This is a genomic window from Streptomyces sp. NEAU-174 (genome assembly GCF_052665095.1).
This window is the reverse complement of the sequence record NZ_JBQTCE010000012.1, coordinates 275515-292541: the sequence shown is the minus strand read 5'-3', so window position 1 is coordinate 292541 and position 17027 is coordinate 275515. Positions and strand designations below refer to the sequence as shown.

Below are 17027 nucleotides of genomic sequence, written 5' to 3'. Positions count from 1 at the left end.
TTCGTCGTTCCCGAGATTGTGGGAACACGACGGGAACACAACACCCCTGACCAGTCCTACATTCAGGACATGGCGAGCATCGTGTGTGAAGTACGCCGAGCGGTACGTTGATCGACTCACCGGCATCGACGACCGCACCCGCGAGGACTACCACCGCGAGATCCGGATCCACCTATCCCTCTTGCAGCACGCCGAGCCGACCGGGCGCGTCGTCCCGGCGACCATCTGCAACGTGGAGTCCGACGACATCACCGACTGAGTGCGCCTCGAGGAGAAAGGCGAACCGGACCCCGACGGTGCCGGCAGGTGGCTCCGGCGGAAGGCTGACCCGAAGTCGATCGCGAACAGGCACGGCCTGATGTTCTGCGTCTTCCAGGCCGCCATGGAGGCCAAGCCGCAGCTGCGCACCGACAACCCCTGCAAAGGCACCAGTCTCCCCCAGGTCGATGACCACGTGGACGAGGAAATGTGCTTCCTCGAGCACGACGAATACCAGCGCGTCGCCGCCGAGATCACCGACTCGGACGCGCGCGACCTCGCCGACTGGCTCGTCGGCACGGGCATGCGCTGGGGCGAGGCCACCGCGCTCCGCGTGAAGGACATCAACCTGGCCGCCACCGTCCCGACGGCGAGCGTCCAGCGGGCGTGGAAGAAGGCCAAGAAGGGCGCCGAGGGCGGCGCGTACTACCTCGGGCCGCCCAAGACCCGTAAGGCCCGGCGGCTCGTCGCCCTGGCCCCTGCGCAGGCCGATCTCGCGCGGCGCCTGACGGCCGGCCAGCTTCCCGAGGCGAGGAGGTCGAAGCCTCCGTATGGCAGGCCCGGGCGCTCCTCGACCTCGAGCGCAGCCCGGACCAGATCGGCGAGACCCGCGCCCCGACCCGGCTCCAGCTGTTGGACGTGACGACCGCAGTCGAGGCCGACCTCATCGAGCTGGCCGACCACATCGCCGCCGCCGTCCAGCGCTCACCCATGAGCCACGCCCCCGCGGATGGCCGCCCGCCGACCGCGCCCGCCGCGACCAGCTCGCCCACGAGGACGCCGCCGACCCGCGCCGCTGGCGATACGTCGGCACCCGCACCGGCCGGCACGCCGCGGCCTGGCTCCTCGCCCGCGTCGAGCACCGGCCGGGCCCGTTCGAGCGGCTCACCGACGAGCAGCTGCTGCGCACCGCGACCGTGGCCGGCCGAGCCGCGCGCCGCGTCGAGACCGCGCTGGACATGACCGACCACAAGGTCGCGCTCGCCCACCCTTGCCCAGACTGCCGAGGCGAGCTGGTCATCGAGGCCGGGGGCGGGGCGCGGCCGATGGTGTGGTGCGGGCGCTGCGGACGCACCTGGCACGAGCCGGAGCCCACCGCAGCCCGACGGCAGTCTGCGGCCCGCTCCGGAGCGGTGTACGGAGCCGGCTCACCTGCACGTCTGCCCTGTCACCGTTCAGTCACAACATCCCCACGCCGCCCGCTGCATCCTTCATGATGCACCCCTACGTCCTTGGGGGAATCATGCACGTCCGCATCACCGCCGCCGCAGCCGTCATCACCGCCGCTCTCCTACTCACCGGCTGCTCCAGCGGCGACGACAGCAAGGACGAGCCCGGTAAGCCGACGCCCACGGTCGCGCCCACCAAGGCCCCCGCGAAGCTCAACAAGGCCGAGGCCACCAGCCGCTGCGCGGACGCCCTCTTCGACAAGGCCGCCGACGACCCGTCCGGCACAGTCGGCGCCACCCTGCCCAAGGTGTGTGAACCGCTGTCCGACGCCGAGTACGCCGACGCCATCCGGGAGGCCACCCGGCAGGTCAACGAGGCCAAGCAGAAGAAGCTCCAGGACCAGATCGACAATCCCAGCGGCACCGGCTGACCGAGGGCCGGAGTCACCACACGTCGGGGCCGCCGCCGAGCCGTGTCCAAAGCTGGTCCGATCGTGGTAGCGATCGGGTACGCATGGCCCGCCATCAGCTGATTCAAGGTTCGTTGCAGGTTTCGGCAAGCCCGGTCGTGCACGGTCGTTCCACCACCGAAAAGCGAGTACCACAGGGGGAACAGATGCGTATCCGTAATGCCATCGCGGCCGTTGGCATCGGCTCGGCGTTGGCCCTTGGCGGCTTGGCGTCACCCGCGCAGGCGGCCACCGCCGAAGTTTTCCAAGGGGACGACTACGCCTCGTGGACCAACGATGGTGGATTCGAAGATTACGTCCAAGTATGTGACAGGGAGAGGGACGGTAACGGCGTCTACGTCAAGGTCTGGCTAAGGGACGGTTACGACGAGTTTGGAGACGGCAACGGCTCCGCCTCCGGGTGCGGCGACCAGGCATATGTACTCGGCGCAGTGACCGCCATCCAGGTCTGTGAGGACACAATCGGTTGGGACTGGTGCTCTGACCAGAGGTACGTCTAACCTCGGTCTTTGATCGCCAAGGCATGTAAAAGCGGCCCGCTCGGTACCCCACCGAGCGGGGCTGCTTTTTGCGTTCTACAGATCACCAGACGGTGGGGCCGCCGCCCCGCCACTCGATCAGCGGCGACGTCTCCAGATCCAGGGACTCCACGTCCTCCAGGCCGGCCCTACGGAGGAACTCCAAGAAGTCGGTTACCCCGTACGCGACGCCGAGGATCACCCCGTCCACGCGCACCCGCCGGCCGCCGCCCGGTGAGGGCGGCTGGACGACGATGCGCGGCGGGCGGCGGGCCATGCGTCCAGCGTCCGCCGGGGCGGGGCCGGGCGCATGCGGGGCTACTCCTCGGCGGGCAGGCGGCGGGCGAGCTGGCAGCCAGCTCGTCGGCGACGGGCGAGCCCTCGCGGCGCAGCAGCTGCACCACGGCCCGCGCCTCGCCGATCGTGAGCAGCGGCCGCCGCTCGCCGGGGTGTTTCGATCAGCGCCCATAGGTGCACTTCGTCCATGCGCTGACCAACCGCCGTACGGGTATCGGGGTCACGGCCGTACTGGGCGGAGTGCGTGCCCGTTGGGTAGCTCAGCCAGCTCAGAGCAGCCGGGGTCATGCCCGGTAGAGACGCGGGTTCAAATCTCCGCGCCCGCACGGGCGCGCGTACGACGGAGCCCCACCCGAGATCGGATCGGGTGGGGCTTCTCTGCCATGCGGCTACTCGGCCGCCTCGGTCTTCTTCGGGGGGCGCTTGGTGCCGCGCAGCCCGGCACCGATCTGCTGAGCGCGTGCGGCAGAGACCCCGCCGAGGATGACCCCGATCTCCTGCCAGGTTTTGCCCTGGTCCTTCAGAGCGTTCACGCGCTTCTGCCTGATCTCGCGAAGGCGCGAATGATGCGCTGGCCAGTGCCCTGGCTCTACACCGCAGCCCTCGCAGCGCTGATCTTCGCCGCCGCCACAGCGCACCCGACGTCACCGTCACCAACCCCGTCCAGCCCACCGGCCACCAGGGCGGAGAGACCGGCGCCGTCGTCGACACCAAAACCACCGTCGTCGGTGGCGCACCGGTCGACCTGGTCCAGATCCAGGAGGACGGCGACGGCCGCCTCGGCACCTGCTGCGCGGACGAACTGACGAAGCGGTAGCCCACGGACTCCCGGGGCGGCCGCGCCTGCCAGCACCAGACCGCCCCGGACCATCTCACTAGTAGAGCCTGATGCAGTTGTTCCCCACCAGGTTTCCGTCGTAGGCGTAGTACCCGGAATAGCACACGTAGGTGCGCTCGCGTCCCTGCATGACGAAGTGCCCCTCAGGCCAGTTGTTGGGCGTGCAGCCGACGCCAATGACCTGGCTCGGCGCCTGCCTGTCATCGATCCCCTGACACCGGTACTCCGGCAGTGCAGCCTGAGCAGTCGGGACAGCGGCCCGACCTTTACCCGCCGGGTCAGCCGTGGCGGCCAGGGCCGCTGGGGCAGCCAGCACTGTCGTCAACGCCACCGCCGCCGCACTGAAAGCGAGCACTACACGGGACTTCATGGATGCCTCCACGAGAGAAGAGAAACTGACACTCACCCGATCGGCCGCATACGAAAGACGTATAAGCCAAACCACCCCTGTGGAGGGCACTCGAAGCCCTGCAATGCCCGATCTGCACAACGTCGCATCATGGCGGTATGGAGTCGCAAAGCGGCCGCCCCGGGCATTTCATCGCCCACTAGACCGCCCATCAACTCGGCACGGTGCGGGCGTTGCACGACAAGCCCGACCCGACGCTTCCCGTATTGCACAGCAGTTGAGCGAGATCGGCGCCGGCCACTTCCACAACTTTGGTGAGCCCAAGTGGTCGGGCGGAGTCATCGGGGGTTCGTGGGACCGCGCTGCCGAGTTGGAGGCCGCCTGCGCCGCGTGGCACCCAGGTGGGGAGAGGATCGGTCGGCACCCGTCAACGCTCGACGGGTCGTGATCATCTTGTCTGCCGCAGATGTGCGGCAGCCTCTACCGAGCGGTAGGCGCGCAGGTGCGACACCCCTGGCGCGCGTACACCCGCCCACGCGGGTCACCCGATCGGCCCTCCCCCTCATCGCTCCCCAGGCGCAGGGGAGGGCTCCGAGCCCCCGGCCACCAGTCGGGGGCTCACCTGTTGCGGTTGGGCCTTTTTCCACTCACCTCTTGGGATCGTGGATCAACGCCGGACGGCCTGTTCCCACGGGAACACAACGCCCCACACACCCGCTCGCACCGTCATCCAGCGTCACCGAGTGGCATCGCATCTCGCCCGTTTGTCCCGAGGACGGCAGCACCGCGGATCAGGCCCTTCGGCATGAGGATGCGCTCCGCCCCTGCGCCCAACCCGGCGAGCGGGGGTCGGCCCGGATCGCCCATACAGCCCTATGCATCCTGAATGACCGCAGTCGGTCGATCCTGGACACTCAGGTGCCGGTGCCTGTGTGGTGCCGGTGCCTGCCCCTGGGCTTCCCCGCGTGAGGACCGCGCCGAGCCCCGCCCGTGCGTCACTCCCTGGATCCGCTCCGGTCCGGGGGCTTTTGCCGCGCCAGGCGTCAATACAGTGCCTCGTGCAACGCCCAGCCGCGGCGCGGGATTTGGCGCTTGGCCGACCGTCCACAGCCGATTCCGAGGGTGACATCGCCATCCATGTACTCTCGGCACTGTTCAGTCATCTCGCGGCTTGGAGGAAGCACTCATGACCAAGGCCCCGTTCGTCGCCATGTCCGCCGCTACCGCGGCGCTTGGGACCGCGCTCGGTTCCCTTGCGCTCCAGCTGCGCGCGGACGGCTACGAGCAGTACGTCGAATCCGTGGCCACCTTCAGCGTCTTGATGTACGTCACCGCGGCCCTGGTCATGGTGACGTGGGTCCGAGACGGCCGGCCGCACGCGAACTGAGTCACGGGGGTCAGCTGCCCGAAGGCCCTGGCCCAACGGCGATACCGCTGGGCGTGGTTGCCTGGTCAGGCGCTCTGCGCGACGCAGCACACGTCGTCCGCGACCGTGCCACTGGCCGACGCGATGACGGCGTCGAGGCGGTCGCGGGTGATGGCCAGGTCGGCCATCTGGGCGTTGATGCGGTCGCGTTCGGTGGTCAGGCGGTCGATGATGGCGGGGGTGACGACGCCGGTGTACGTGCAGGGGAGGAATTCGCGGAGGGTCTTGCTCGACAGGCCCGCGGCGTAGAGGCACTGGATCCACAGCACGCGGTCGACCGCGGTGTCCGCGTAGTGGCGCTGGCCGCTGGGGCTGCGTTCCGAGGCGAGCAGGCCCTGCTCCTCGTAGTAGCGCAGCGCTCGTACGCTGACGCCGGTCTTGGCGGCGAGTTCGCCGATGCGCACCGTGACTCCTCCTGGCTCTGACGTCAGGGATGCGCTTCAGCGTAGTCGAGGCGCGCGGGAGGCGGAGGTCGGTTGGGCGGGAGCCTCGTCCGCTGCCGGCCCCCCGTCGCCGAGGGGGCCGTCGACGTGTTTGCGCCGGTCCTCGTCCTCGACGAGCAGGGAGAGGAGCGAGGCCACAGGGAGTCCGGCCTCGGCGGGGTGGCGCAGGACCTTCCCCGGCTCGATGCGGTACGTGTTCGTCCGCCCCTCACGGGTGTGGGACAGATATCCGTCCTGCTCCAGGTCACCGATGATCTTCTGGACGGCACGCTCGGTCAGCCTGCAATGCGCGGCGATGTCGCGGATCCGTACGTTCGGATCATCGGCGATCGCGGCCAGCACGCGAGCGTGGTTGGTCAAGAACGTCCATCCGGTGTGCGATTCAGGCACTCCTCCCATGGCCTCATGATATTGCCGAAACAATAGCGCATCTGGAAACATGAATCCGACTTCGTATATAGCAGGCCGTGTGACGCCAGCGAGGCGACCTCGAGGGGAGACAGACAGGTGCACGCACGAGACATCTCCGTGCCCGAGCCTGGACATCGCTCGCCGTACAGGCCCGTGATCGGCATGGCGGCACCGGGGATACCGGACAGCTCGACGCCGCGGAGCCCCTCGTCCATCCTCCTCACCGACAGCTACCCGGAGGGACCCCGGAAGGTTGTCGTGGTCAACGGAGAGGTGGACTACGAGACCGCCCCCGTCATGTCCGCCGCCCTGCGCAACGCCCTCCGCGATTCCGCCGAGGGCGTTGACGTGGACCTGAGCGCGGTGCGGTTCTGGGACTGCGCGGCGCTCAACACGCTGCTGAGGCTCCGCCGGGAGGCGCTCGCCCACGGCAAGACGGTCATCGTCCGCTCCCCGAGCCGCACGGCCAGGCGGGTCCTCGACCTGACCGGCACCGCACGGCTGTTCCGGCCCTCGGCCCTCGAGGGCCGCGCGGTCACGCCTCCATCTCGTCCTTGATGGCCTCGGCGATCCGGGTCAGCGTCTTGGTGATGATGTCCACCGTGGCGGCCTTGTCGATGCCGAGGCCGGTCAACAGGCCCGCGCCGTCCTCGTGTTCGAGGAGGGCGAGGAGGATGTGCTCGGTGCCGACGTAGTTGTGGCCCAGCCGCAGGGCCTCGCGGAAGGTGAGTTCGAGGACCTTGCGCGCGTCGGCGTCGAAGGGGACCAGCGCGGGCATGGAGTCGGATGCGGCCGGGAGGGCGGCGGTGGCGGCCTGGCGGACGGCGTCCAGGGGGACATCCTGGGCGACGATCGCCTTGGCGGCCAGACCCTCGGGCTCGGCCAGCAGGCCCAGGATGAGGTGCTCCGGGCGGATCTCGGCGTTGGCGGCGGCGCGGGCCTCGTTCTGGGAGGCGACCACGACGCTCCGGGCGCGCGGCGTGTAGCGGCCGAAGCCCTGGCTCGGGTCGAGGTCCGACGGCTCACCGGACGCCTTGGGGACGAAGCGCTTCTGGGCCGCCTGCCGCGTCACCCCCATGCTCTTGCCGATGTCGGTCCAGGAGGCGCCGGAGCGGCGGGCCTGGTCCACGAAGTGGCCGATGAGGTGGTCGGCCACGTCGCCGAGGTGCTCGGCGGCGATCACCGCGTCGGTGAGCTGGTCGAGGGCGTCGGGGTGGACCTTCTTGATGGCCTCGATCAGGTCGTCGAGGCGCACGGGATGGGTGAGTCCGACTGGTTTCGTCATGTGTCAACCATAGGTTGACGCCCCCTAGGTGTCAACGGCGGGTTGACAGCACATCTATCCCCGGTGCTCGCGGTGCGGCCGGTTCGGGGGCCAGAACGACGTCCAGGTGAACTTGTCGCCGCCCACCCACCGGACCACATCCGGATCGTCCAGATCGACGTCGTCCAGGCCGACCTCCCGCGCGATCTCGATGACGTCCAGCACCGAGTGCGCCTTGCCCACCAGCTCACCGCCGATCTCGACCAGACGGAACGGGGGGTCGTTCTGCTGGACGCCGAGCACCACGATCGGAGGCCGGTGGATGCGCGGCGCCTGGGATTCGGTCATATGTCCCAGGCTGCGCCCGGCGCCCTCCCGTCGCACCTCGGAGGCGCCGGAGGCGTGAGGCCGCCATCCCCGGAGGCCGCCCCGTCCCCGGAGGCCGCCCTCCCCCGCACGTGCGGCGGGGCCCCCGCTCCGGGAGCCCCGCCTCTCAGACGCTGAAACCGGCTATTCGAAGAGGTCCGCGTACGACCCCATCGCCAGCGCGATATCCGCCTGGGCCCAGAACCGGTGGTACGTAAAGCTGGGCACCGCGCCGCCCTTCAGATACGCCTCGACCTTCGACCAGGCCGGGTCGTTCTTGTAGAAGGAGCGGATCGACATGAACGTGGAGCTGGAATCGATCTTGTCACCGTTCGGCATGGTCCCGGTCCAGCCGCTGGGCACGTACACCGGGTCGTCGAAGCGGTTGTAGTCGGCGCGGGTCTCGGGGACCGCGATGCCGAGGGCGTCCTGGTAGTTGTTCCACATGCCGTCCAGCAGCGCCTTCGCGGTGTCCCTGGCCTTGGTGTCGCCGGACTTGGCGGCGTAGTAGGACAGGGTCTTGGCGTACGCGGCCGCCACGCCGACGTCGTTGGTGTAGTCGGCGACGGTGACGTGCAGGTTCGCGTTGGCGCCGGGGCTGGAGGCGTTCCAGGTGTCGGGCTGGCCGGACCACTGGAGGGTGGACGGGATCTGGTACGTGCCGTTGGCGTTGACGGTGGTCTTGGACAGCGCCCACTTCACCCACTTGTCCAGGACCGTCTTCGCGGAGGCGTCACCGGTGCGGTTGTAGTACTCCGCGACGCGCTCCATGGACCACGCCTGGAAGCCGAACCACTGGTTGGACGGCGGGTCGTGGTAGACCGGCTTCTCGTCGTAGTACATGCCGTAGAAGGTGGACGTGCCCGACGGCGGCGTGGCGTAGCGGCCCTGCCAGCTGTTGGTGGCACCGCCCGCGATGGCGCCCTCGCTGGACTGGAGCCAGCGGTAGAACTCCAGCTGGCGCTTGAGGCTGGTGGACCAGTCGCTCGCGCCCGTCGCGGACTTGGGCTTGAGGTCGGCGTACGAGCTCAGGGCCCAGGCCGCCATGGGGTTCTGGTAGCCGCCGTGGGCGTGGCTGGAGCCGATGCGCCACGACCAGCCCGCGGAGGTGTCGGTGGCGCCGCCCCAGGCGTAGTACCAGGACAACAGGTAGTGGGAGCTGTTCTTGCCGCTTCCGGCCGGGCAGCCGGTCTCCCCGACACAGTTGCCGATCTTCTTGAAGTACTTGTCGTACATCGCGTAGCGCAGATAGTCGCCCATCTTGGCGGCCTTGGCGATGTTCCCGGAGATCTGGCCGCCCTTGCCCTGCGCCTTGGCCCACTCCGAGGCCCAGTAGGCGGCCTGGACGACCCGGGCGTCGGCGTCGGGGGCGTTGGTGAACTTCCACTGCTTGGCGTACGAGGCGTCGCCGGTGAACAGGTCCAGGTAGCCGTTCTTGCCGCCGTACTTGAAGCCGTCACAGGTCGGCTGGGTCACGGTCTCCCAGACGGACTCCTGCGGGCCGCGCTGGAAGGTATTGACGTAGGACGGGCCGGTGTCGGACGGCCCCGCCTCGCACTTGCCGGGTGCGTTGCCGTAGCCGTAGACGTTGTCGACGTCCTGGATCCAGTGCATGCCGTAGATGTCATCGGTGCCGTACGCGCTCTTCAGCTCGGCGGCGATGGGGTCGTTGCCGACCGGGACATTGCCGTTGAGCTGCGAGGGGTACTGGGAGGGCTGGTCCCACTCGGGGGCGTAGGTGGCCGGCTTGGAGGCGTTGTAGAAGCTGTTGGTGGGCTGGTCGGCGTGGGTGGGGATCATGTACTTCTCCATGGTGTCCCACGCGGAGTTGAACTTGGACCAGTCGCCGGTGACCTTGCCGTACATCGCCTGGAGCCAGATCAGATAGCTGTACGCCTCGGAGGTCGTCTCATGGCCGTGGTCGGGGGCCTCGACGATCAGGGTCTCCACCGAGTGGTACGGAACGCCCTCGGGCGAGAAGTAGCCCGCCGAGGGTGCGGTGATCTTGTTGTAGAGGTCCAGGAAGCGGGCGTCGTAGTCCTTCGCGGCGGCCAGCTGGGTGACGGTGACCTCGGCCTTGGTGTGGCCGGCGGCGGTCGCGGTGAAGGTCGCGGCGCCGGTGCCGGAGTTCGCGGCGGCGACGGTCACCTGCTGGGCGGTGTCCCAGTTGGCGGGGGTGAAGGTGAGGGTGGCGCCCGAGGAGATCGTCAGGCCGGTGTTGCCCGAGGTGCGGGCGACGGAGACGGTGACGTCTCCGGACGGCTTGGTGGACAGCTTGACGCCGAAGGTCCCGGTCTTGCCCTGCTGCACCCCGAGCTGCCCGGGGCTGGCCACCAGCGCGGGCCCGGCCGCCACATGGATGCCGACGGGGGTGGACTCGGCGGCTGCGCCCTGGCTGTCGTACGCCTTGGCGTAGAGCGAGTAGTCGCCGGCCGGGACGTCCCGGTAGTCGAAGGCGTACGGGGAGGTGGTGTCGGTGCCGAGAAGCTTGGTGTCACTGTAGAACTCCACCTTGCTGATCGTCGCCCCGTCGGCCGCCGCGGCCGTGGCCGTCATCGGGACGGTGTCGCCGGAGGTGAAGACGGCGCCGGGGGACGGGCTGCTCAGCACCGTAATGGGCGGCTGATGGGCGCCCCGGCAGGCCACGCCGTTGACGGCGAAGGAGGTGGGGGCGGCGTTGGTGCCGCTGTAGGTGAACTGGGCGCCGGTGGTGACATTGCCCCCGGCCGCGATCTTCGCGTTGTGCCCGGCGTTGGTGACGGTGACGGTCTTGCCGGACTGCGACCAGCTGCCGTTCCAGCCGTTGCCGAGCTTCTGGTTGCCCGCGTAGTCGTACGTGAGGGTCCAGCCGTCGATGGCGTCGGTGCCGGGGTTGGTGATGGTGAGATCGGCGGTGAAGCCGGAGCCCCAGTCATTGGTCTTGTAGTCGACCCCGCACTGGACCGCCGCGGCGTGCGCAGGGGCGGCGCCGCCCGCCGCGGTCATGGCCACGGGGAGCGAGAGGGCGGCGGCGAGGGCGGTCACCAGTCGTCTCATTCGTCGTCGTGCCCCTGATCGTCGTGGACCGGATAAGGGCGAGCCACGCTGTACGCGCATCTGGGGGGACCTCCTCGCGGTTCGTGCGGGTGGTGGGGGATGTGCGAACCATGTGTGCGAACCAGTGGGAGCGCTCCCAAGGTTCGTGTCAGCCCGAAGAAGTGTCAAGTCTTTGAACAACAGCGGGTCGCCAGGCACCCTCGACCGATAATTCGTGAACGGGGTCTGTTGACATGCGCCCGTCGAGCGCTACCTTCACTTCAACCAGTGGGAGCGGTTCCAGCAGTCTGCGCCGCGTCGAACGGCGCTTGGACCACGAGGAGTCGCTCCATGCGAGCACCCCCGCGCCTTTATGCCTTGGTGGCCTCCGCGGTGTTATCCGTGGCAGGCACCGCCTTGGTGCCTGCCACCGCCTCGGCGGCGAGCGGCCCGGCCACGACCGCTTCGGCCGCGAGCGCTTCGGCCGCGACCGCCCCAGCGGTGACCGTGCCCAACGCGGCACCACCGAAGCTCCGCGCCGCCGGCAACAAGCTCGTCGACGAGAACGGAGCCACCCGGCGGCTGCTGGGCGTCAACCGCTCCGGCGGTGAGTTCATGTGCGTCCAGGGGCGTGGCATCTTCGACGGCCCCGTGGACGACGCGGCCGTCAAGGCCATCGCCGACTGGAAGGTCAACGCGGTCCGGATCCCGCTCAACGAGGAGTGCTGGCTGGGCCTTTCCCATATCAACGCGGCCTACGGAGGGGCCAACTACATCGCGGCCGTCAAGGCACTCGTCGCCCGGCTGGAGGCCCGTGGCATCACGCCCATCGTCGAACTCCACTGGAGCCACGGCAGATACACCGGCGGGGACAGCCACTGCGCCGACACCGAGTACGCCACCTGCCAGAAGCCGATGCCGGACGCGCAGTACACCCCGGCCTTCTGGACCTCGGTCGCCCAGACCTTCAAGGGCGACCAGGCCGTGGTCTTCGACCTGTTCAACGAGCCGTTCCCGGACCGCGCCACCTCCGACCTCACGGCGGCGTGGAAGTGCTGGCGCGACGGCGGGAGCTGCCCCGGGATCGACTTCCAGGTCGCCGGGATGCAGACCCTGCTGAACGCCGTACGGACCACCGGCGCCAGGAACCTGGTGCTGATCCCCGGGGTCGCCTACTCCAACGATCTGCGCCAGTGGCTGACGTACAAGCCGAACGACCCGGCGGGCAATCTCGCCGCCGCCTGGCACACCTACAACTTCAACACCTGCGCCGGCGAGAGCTGTTTCAACGAACAGCTGGCCCCGGTCATCGCCCAGGTCCCGTTCGTGGCGGGCGAGATCGGCGAGAACACCTGCTCCCACGGCTATGTCGACCGGGTCATGGCCTGGCTGGACGCCAAGGGCGCCTCGTATCTGGGGTGGACCTGGAACACCTGGGACTGTTCCTCGGGCCCGTCCCTGATCAGCGATTACAACGGCACGCCGACCAACTACGGCGTGGGACTCCGCGATCACTTGAAAGGAATGCAATGAGCCGCAGAATCCGAATGGCGGGCACCCTGCTCGCCGCCTCCGCGCTGACCATGGGGGCGCTGACCGGCGTGGCGTCCGCCCAGGTGGACAGCGGCAGGGCGGCCGCCGCGAAGGTCGACAACCCGTACTCGGGCGCCAAGGTGTACGTCAACCCCGACTGGTCGGCGAAGGCCGCCGCCGAGCCCGGCGGCAGCAAGATCTCCAACCAGCCGACCGGCATCTGGCTGGACCGGATCGCCGCGATCAACGGCACGGGCGGCGCGATGGGGCTGCGCGCCCACCTCGACCGGGCGCTCCAGCAGTCGGGCGGCAGCCCGACCGTCGTCCAGTTGGTGGTCTACGACCTGCCCGGCCGTGACTGCTCGGCACTGGCGTCCAACGGCGAGCTCGGCCCGACCGAGATCGACAAGTACAAGACGCAGTTCATCGACCCGATCGCGGCGATCCTCTCCGAGTCCAAGTACGCCAACTCGAGTCTGCGGATCGTCAACACGATCGAGGTCGACTCGCTGCCCAACCTGGTCACCAACACCGGCGGCAAGCCCACCGCGACGCCCGAGTGCGACACGATGAAGGCGAACGGCAACTATGTGAAGGGCGTCGGCTACGCCCTGAACAAGCTGGGCTCGATCGGCAACGTCTACAACTACATCGACGCCGGGCACCACGGCTGGATCGGCTGGGACGACAACTTCAACCCCACCGCACAGGTGATCAAGCAGGCGGCGACGGCCGAGGGCAGCACGGTCGACAAGGTGGCCGGCATCATCACCAACACGGCCAACTTCAGCGCGCTGAAGGAGAACAACTTCACCATCAACGACTCGGTCAACGGCACCACCGTGCGCCAGTCGAAGTGGGTGGACTGGAACCGGTACGTGGACGAGCTCTCCTACGCCCAGGCGTTCCGCCAGGAGCTGGTCAACGTCGGCTTCCCGAGCAACATCGGCGCGCTGATCGACACCTCCCGCAACGGATGGGGCGGCTCAGCCCGGCCCAGCGGCCCCGGCGCGAAGACGGACGTGGACACATACGTCAACGGCGGGCGCTACGACCGCCGGATCCACGTCGGCAACTGGTGCAACCAGTCCGGAGCCGGGCTCGGTGAGCGGCCCAAGGCGGCACCCGCGGCCGGGATCGACGCGTACGTGTGGATGAAGCCCCCGGGCGAGTCGGACGGGGCGAGTTCCGAGATCCCGAACGACGAGGGCAAGGGCTTCGACCGGATGTGCGACCCGACGTACACCGGCAACCCGCGCAACGGCAACAACATGTCGGGTGCGCTGCCGAACGCTCCGCTGTCGGGCCACTGGTTCTCGGCCCAGTTCCAGGAGCTGCTGAAGAACGCCTACCCGGCGCTGTAATCCGCCTACCCGGCGCTGCAACCGCACGACCCGTCCCCTGAAATGCGGGGCCGGTGGACGCGCACGCGCGCTCCGCCGGCCCCGTCGGCGTATCAAGCCGCGCGTCTGGAGACGGCGGGCCGCCAATGCGCCACTTGGTGTAGACATGCCGATGTCGTTGCCGGTAAACCAATTGCCCTCGGGGAACGGGACATTCGTCGTGATCACGTTTTACATCGTCACCGCGGTCATAGCGGTGGTCACCGGCGCAGTGGTGTATCCACTTGTTCGACGTGACCTCAGCCCGAGGGCAGCGCTGTTGGCCACCGGGTGTCTTGCCGTGGCCGTGTGCGTCGGCTGGGTGTTGGCGCTTTTCCATGTGCTGGTCGGTTGCGTGGTCGGGCTGGCGGTCTATCTGGTCATGCGCCGACACCTGACGGGTATCCAGGCGGTGGTGGCCGGTGGCGTCGGTTACGTCGTCGGCACGCTGCTGTCAGTCGTTGCTCTGATGATTGCCCTCAGCGGTATGTAGAGCGTCTTGGTGCGGTCCATGCTCAACGCCAGGAACTGGGCATCGGCCTGGCCTCCTGTACGCCAGCGTTGGCGCCGGTAGCGCCGCAAGCGCCGGTGGACACTGTCCACCGGCCCCACACCCATTGCCGCTTCAGGAGGACTCCCTGCGCACCAGCTGCGTCGGCAGCACCATCTGTGGCCGCTTGGCCGTGCGGTCCGAGCGTCCCGCGATCTCCTCCAGCAGCACCCGCACCATCGCCCGGCCCATCTCCTCCGTGGCCTGCCGGACGCTCGTGAGCGGAGGGTCCATATGGCGGGCGACGGCCGAGTCCTCGAAGCCGACCAGCGCCACATCGTCCGGGACGCGGCGCCCGTTCTCGCGGAGCACCTGACGGGCGCCCGCGGCCATCACGTCCGAGGCGGCGAAGACCCCGTCCAGGTCCGGGCGCTGGCCGAGCAGCTGACGCATCGCCCGGCGGCCGCCCTCCTCGGTGAAGTCCGCGGACGCCACCAGCTCCGCCGCCACCTCCCGGCCCGCCGCCCGGACCGCGGCGTGGTAGCCCTCCAGTCGGCACTGCGCGACATACATGTCCAGCGGGCCGGTGATGGTGGCGACCGTCTCGCGGCCGCGGCCGATGAGGTGCTCCACGGCGGACTGGGCGCCGCCGGTGTTGTCCGAGTCGACGTACGGGACCGATTCATGTGCCGAACGGCGGCCGCTGAGCACCGCGGGCATCTCGATCCGCTCCAGCAGATCCGGCAGCGGGTCGTCCGCGTGGACGGAGACCAGCAGCACCCCGTCGACCCGGTGCGCGGAGAGGTAGTCCGCGAGCCGCTGCCGCTCCTTCGGGGTGCGGATGAGGGTGAGCAGCAGCTGGAGATCGGTGTCGGCGAGCTCGGCGCCGACACCGCGGATGATGTCGGAGAAGTACGGTTCGGCGAAGACCCGGGTCTCGGGCTCGGGGATGACCAGGGCGACGGCGTCGGCACGGTTGGCGGCGAGGGCGCGGGCCACCCGGTTCGGCACATAGCCGAGTTCGGCGACGGCCTGCTCGACGGCCGTGCGGGTGCGGTCGCTGACCCGGGGCGAACCGTTGATCACCCGGGACACGGTGCCGCGGCCGACTCCGGCGCGGGCCGCCACCTCCTCGAGGGTCGGCCGTCCCCGTCCCGCGCCATGCCGCCGCGTTCCTGCCATATCGCGCCTCCAGCCGTCCATGCCCAGCAGCTCCAACCCCCCAAATGGGCGGCTGCGGGGACATTCAACAGCAGTGTGGTTTCGGGAAGTTGTTTCGCGCACTCCCTTGACACCCCAGCGGGGAGCCGCGACCCTTCAACACATCACAGCTGGGAGCGCTCCCACCGTACCTGAGCCATACACAACCCGCACGATGCCCACCCGACTCGATGCATCTCAAAGAGCCATGTATCACCACTTTTGGCCGGAAGCCGTTGGGCGGGGCGCTAGGAGGACGGAATGCGCAGGAACACTGGTAGTCACCGCAGCAGAGCCGTGGTCCTCGCGGCCGTCGCCGCTTTAGGAGCCGGGGTGCTCAGCGGGTGCGCCGATGACGGCGACGACGGATCCGCCGGCTCGTCCGGCGGCGGCGACAGCAAGGGCAAGACGGTCGTGACCGTCGGCACGTACGGCGTCATGGGTTTCAAGCAGGCCGGGCTCTATGACGAATACACAAAGCTGCACCCCGATATCAAGATCGAAGAGAATGTGATCGATCCGGCCTCGAACTACTACCCACAGCTGCTCACCCACCTCGGCTCGGGCAGCGGGCTCGCCGACATCCAGGCGGTCGAGGTGGGCAACATCAATGAGGTCACCACCACCCAGGCCGACAAGTTCGTTGATCTTTCGAAGGCGGACGGCGTCAAAAAAGAAAACTTCCTCGACTGGAAGTGGGCGCAGGCCACCGCCAAGGACGGAAAGACGATCGGCCTCGGCACGGACGTGGGCCCGATGGCGATCTGCTACCGCAAGGACCTCTTCCAGCAGGCCGGGCTCCCGGCCGACCGGGACGCGGTCTCCAAGCTCTGGGCGGGCGACTGGCAGAAGTACCTCGAGGCCGGCAAGGACTACGCGAAGAAGGCGCCGGGCGGAGCCGCGTTCCTGGACTCGGCCGGCGGACTGTTCAACGCGGCGGTCTCCGGCGGCTCGGAGGTCTACTACGACAAGAGCGGGAAGCCCATCTACAAGGACGGTCCGGCCGTCAAGAAGGCGTGGAAGCTGGCGACCGACGCGTCCGCGTCCAAACTCTCGGCCAAGCTCCAGGAGTTCACCAAGCCCTGGCAGCAGGCGCTCGCCAACGGCAAGTTCGCCACCGTCTCCTGCCCGGCCTGGATGCTCGGCCAGATCAAGGAGTACGCCGGGGACAAGTACAAGGGCAAGTGGGACGTCGCGGCCGCCCCCCAGCCCGCCAACTGGGGCGGCTCCTTCCTCTCCGTGCCGCAGGCGGCGAAGAACAAGGACGAGGCGGTCAAGCTCGCCACCTGGCTGACCGCGCCCGAGCAGCAGGCCAAGCTCTTCGAGAAGCAGGCGAGCTTCCCCAGCGCCCAGGCCGCGTACAGCCTTCCCCAGGTGGCCGACGCCAAGCTCCCCTACTTCAACAACGCGCCCATCGGCAAGATCTTCTCCCAGGCCGCGAAGGACAGTCCGACGCAGGTCCTGGGCCCGAAGGACGCCATCATCAAGCAGAACTTCACCGATGTCGGCCTGCTCCAGGTCGAGCAGCAGGGCAAGTCCGCCGCCGAAGGCTGGAAGGCCGCGATCAAGACGAACGACAACGCGCTGGATCAGTGACC

General features: G+C 68.7%; 20 protein-coding genes. 10 read left to right on the top strand and 10 right to left on the bottom strand.

The genetic code is table 11. The features are described 5' to 3' along the window. Positions 1-85: 85 nt before the first annotated feature. From ACT2CW_RS32180 to ACT2CW_RS32165, 4 genes are all read left to right on the top strand, one after another. Positions 86-259, top strand: coding sequence for a hypothetical protein (locus ACT2CW_RS32180; RefSeq protein WP_445519159.1), 174 nt, complete (start codon positions 86-88; stop codon positions 257-259). Positions 260-358: 99 nt separating this feature from the next. Next, on the top strand, positions 359-901 hold the full coding sequence (locus ACT2CW_RS32175; protein ID WP_445519158.1) for a hypothetical protein: 543 nt from the start codon (positions 359-361) through the stop codon (positions 899-901). A gap of 600 nt (positions 902-1501) precedes the next feature. Next, entirely contained in the window at positions 1502-1858 is a 357-nt protein-coding gene (locus ACT2CW_RS32170; RefSeq protein WP_445519157.1) for a hypothetical protein, read from the top strand. Positions 1859-1941: 83 nt separating this feature from the next. Then, positions 1942-2397 carry a hypothetical protein gene (locus ACT2CW_RS32165; protein ID WP_445519156.1) on the top strand — a complete coding sequence of 152 codons (456 nt, stop codon included), beginning with the start codon at positions 1942-1944 and terminating at the stop codon, positions 2395-2397. An 82-nt stretch (positions 2398-2479) separates the two neighbouring features. On the opposite strand, the gene ACT2CW_RS32160 is transcribed toward ACT2CW_RS32165, so the two are convergent. The 4 genes from ACT2CW_RS32160 to ACT2CW_RS32145 all read right to left on the bottom strand — a co-directional run bounded on the left by ACT2CW_RS32160 (position 2480) and on the right by ACT2CW_RS32145 (position 3920). Beyond that, entirely contained in the window at positions 2480-2692 is a 213-nt protein-coding gene (locus ACT2CW_RS32160; protein ID WP_445519155.1) for a hypothetical protein, read from the bottom strand. 409 nt (positions 2693-3101) lie between these two features. After that, positions 3102-3245 carry a hypothetical protein gene (locus tag ACT2CW_RS32155; RefSeq protein WP_445519154.1) on the bottom strand — a complete coding sequence of 48 codons (144 nt, stop codon included), beginning with the start codon at positions 3243-3245 and terminating at the stop codon, positions 3102-3104. Positions 3246-3301: 56 nt separating this feature from the next. Further along, complete coding sequence (locus ACT2CW_RS32150) at positions 3302-3583, bottom strand: hypothetical protein (protein WP_445519153.1); 282 nt, start codon at positions 3581-3583, stop codon at positions 3302-3304. A 4-nt stretch (positions 3584-3587) separates the two neighbouring features. Continuing rightward, entirely contained in the window at positions 3588-3920 is a 333-nt protein-coding gene (locus tag ACT2CW_RS32145) for a hypothetical protein (protein ID WP_445519152.1), read from the bottom strand. 1165 nt (positions 3921-5085) lie between these two features. On the opposite strand from ACT2CW_RS32145, the gene ACT2CW_RS32140 reads away from it, so the two are divergent. Further along, positions 5086-5286 (top strand): SCO3870 family protein, encoded by a 201-nt coding sequence (locus ACT2CW_RS32140; protein ID WP_037953114.1) that lies wholly within the window; start codon positions 5086-5088, stop codon positions 5284-5286. A 65-nt stretch (positions 5287-5351) separates the two neighbouring features. Here the strand turns inward: ACT2CW_RS32140 and ACT2CW_RS32135 are convergent, their stop codons facing one another. Together ACT2CW_RS32135 and ACT2CW_RS32130 are read right to left on the bottom strand one after the other, a co-directional pair. Beyond that, positions 5352-5729, bottom strand: a complete 378-nt coding sequence (locus tag ACT2CW_RS32135) for a MerR family transcriptional regulator (protein ID WP_445519151.1) — start codon at positions 5727-5729, stop codon at positions 5352-5354. A 36-nt stretch (positions 5730-5765) separates the two neighbouring features. Next, positions 5766-6167 (bottom strand): helix-turn-helix transcriptional regulator, encoded by a 402-nt coding sequence (locus tag ACT2CW_RS32130; RefSeq protein ID WP_445519150.1) that lies wholly within the window; start codon positions 6165-6167, stop codon positions 5766-5768. A 108-nt stretch (positions 6168-6275) separates the two neighbouring features. Here ACT2CW_RS32130 and ACT2CW_RS32125 point away from each other — a divergent pair, with 108 nt between their 5' ends. Beyond that, positions 6276-6737, top strand: a complete 462-nt coding sequence (locus tag ACT2CW_RS32125) for an STAS domain-containing protein (protein ID WP_445519149.1) — start codon at positions 6276-6278, stop codon at positions 6735-6737. Here the strand turns inward: ACT2CW_RS32125 and ACT2CW_RS32120 are convergent. The 3 genes from ACT2CW_RS32120 to ACT2CW_RS32110 all read right to left on the bottom strand — a co-directional run bounded on the left by ACT2CW_RS32120 (position 6715) and on the right by ACT2CW_RS32110 (position 10845). After that, positions 6715-7464, bottom strand: coding sequence for a Clp protease N-terminal domain-containing protein (locus ACT2CW_RS32120; protein ID WP_445519148.1), 750 nt, complete (start codon positions 7462-7464; stop codon positions 6715-6717). The genes ACT2CW_RS32125 and ACT2CW_RS32120 overlap by 23 nt on opposite strands. A 54-nt stretch (positions 7465-7518) precedes the next feature. Further along, positions 7519-7791 (bottom strand): hypothetical protein, encoded by a 273-nt coding sequence (locus tag ACT2CW_RS32115; protein WP_445519147.1) that lies wholly within the window; start codon positions 7789-7791, stop codon positions 7519-7521. A gap of 162 nt (positions 7792-7953) precedes the next feature. After that, positions 7954-10845 carry a glycoside hydrolase family 48 protein gene (locus ACT2CW_RS32110; protein WP_445519146.1) on the bottom strand — a complete coding sequence of 964 codons (2892 nt, stop codon included), beginning with the start codon at positions 10843-10845 and terminating at the stop codon, positions 7954-7956. A gap of 330 nt (positions 10846-11175) precedes the next feature. Here ACT2CW_RS32110 and ACT2CW_RS32105 point away from each other — a divergent pair, with 330 nt between their 5' ends. The 3 genes from ACT2CW_RS32105 (at position 11176) to ACT2CW_RS32095 (ending at position 14232) form a co-directional block, all read left to right on the top strand. Beyond that, a complete protein-coding gene (locus ACT2CW_RS32105) occupies positions 11176-12357 on the top strand; it encodes a glycoside hydrolase family 5 protein (protein ID WP_445519145.1) in 1182 nt (393 codons plus the stop codon). Continuing rightward, positions 12354-13721 (top strand): glycoside hydrolase family 6 protein, encoded by a 1368-nt coding sequence (locus tag ACT2CW_RS32100; RefSeq protein WP_445519144.1) that lies wholly within the window; start codon positions 12354-12356, stop codon positions 13719-13721. The genes ACT2CW_RS32105 and ACT2CW_RS32100 overlap by 4 nt, the downstream gene beginning before the upstream one ends. A gap of 145 nt (positions 13722-13866) precedes the next feature. Beyond that, positions 13867-14232: a hypothetical protein gene (locus ACT2CW_RS32095; RefSeq protein ID WP_445519143.1), complete on the top strand. Its 366-nt coding sequence runs from the start codon at positions 13867-13869 to the stop codon at positions 14230-14232. A gap of 132 nt (positions 14233-14364) precedes the next feature. Here the strand turns inward: ACT2CW_RS32095 and ACT2CW_RS32090 are convergent, their stop codons facing one another. Beyond that, the gene (locus ACT2CW_RS32090) at positions 14365-15411 is read right to left on the bottom strand and encodes a LacI family DNA-binding transcriptional regulator (RefSeq protein ID WP_445519142.1); all 1047 of its coding nucleotides are present in this window, start codon (positions 15409-15411) and stop codon (positions 14365-14367) included. Positions 15412-15690: 279 nt separating this feature from the next. Here ACT2CW_RS32090 and ACT2CW_RS32085 point away from each other — a divergent pair, with 279 nt between their 5' ends. Continuing rightward, positions 15691-17025: an ABC transporter substrate-binding protein gene (locus tag ACT2CW_RS32085; RefSeq protein WP_164434999.1), complete on the top strand. Its 1335-nt coding sequence runs from the start codon at positions 15691-15693 to the stop codon at positions 17023-17025. Positions 17026-17027: the final 2 nt, after the last annotated feature.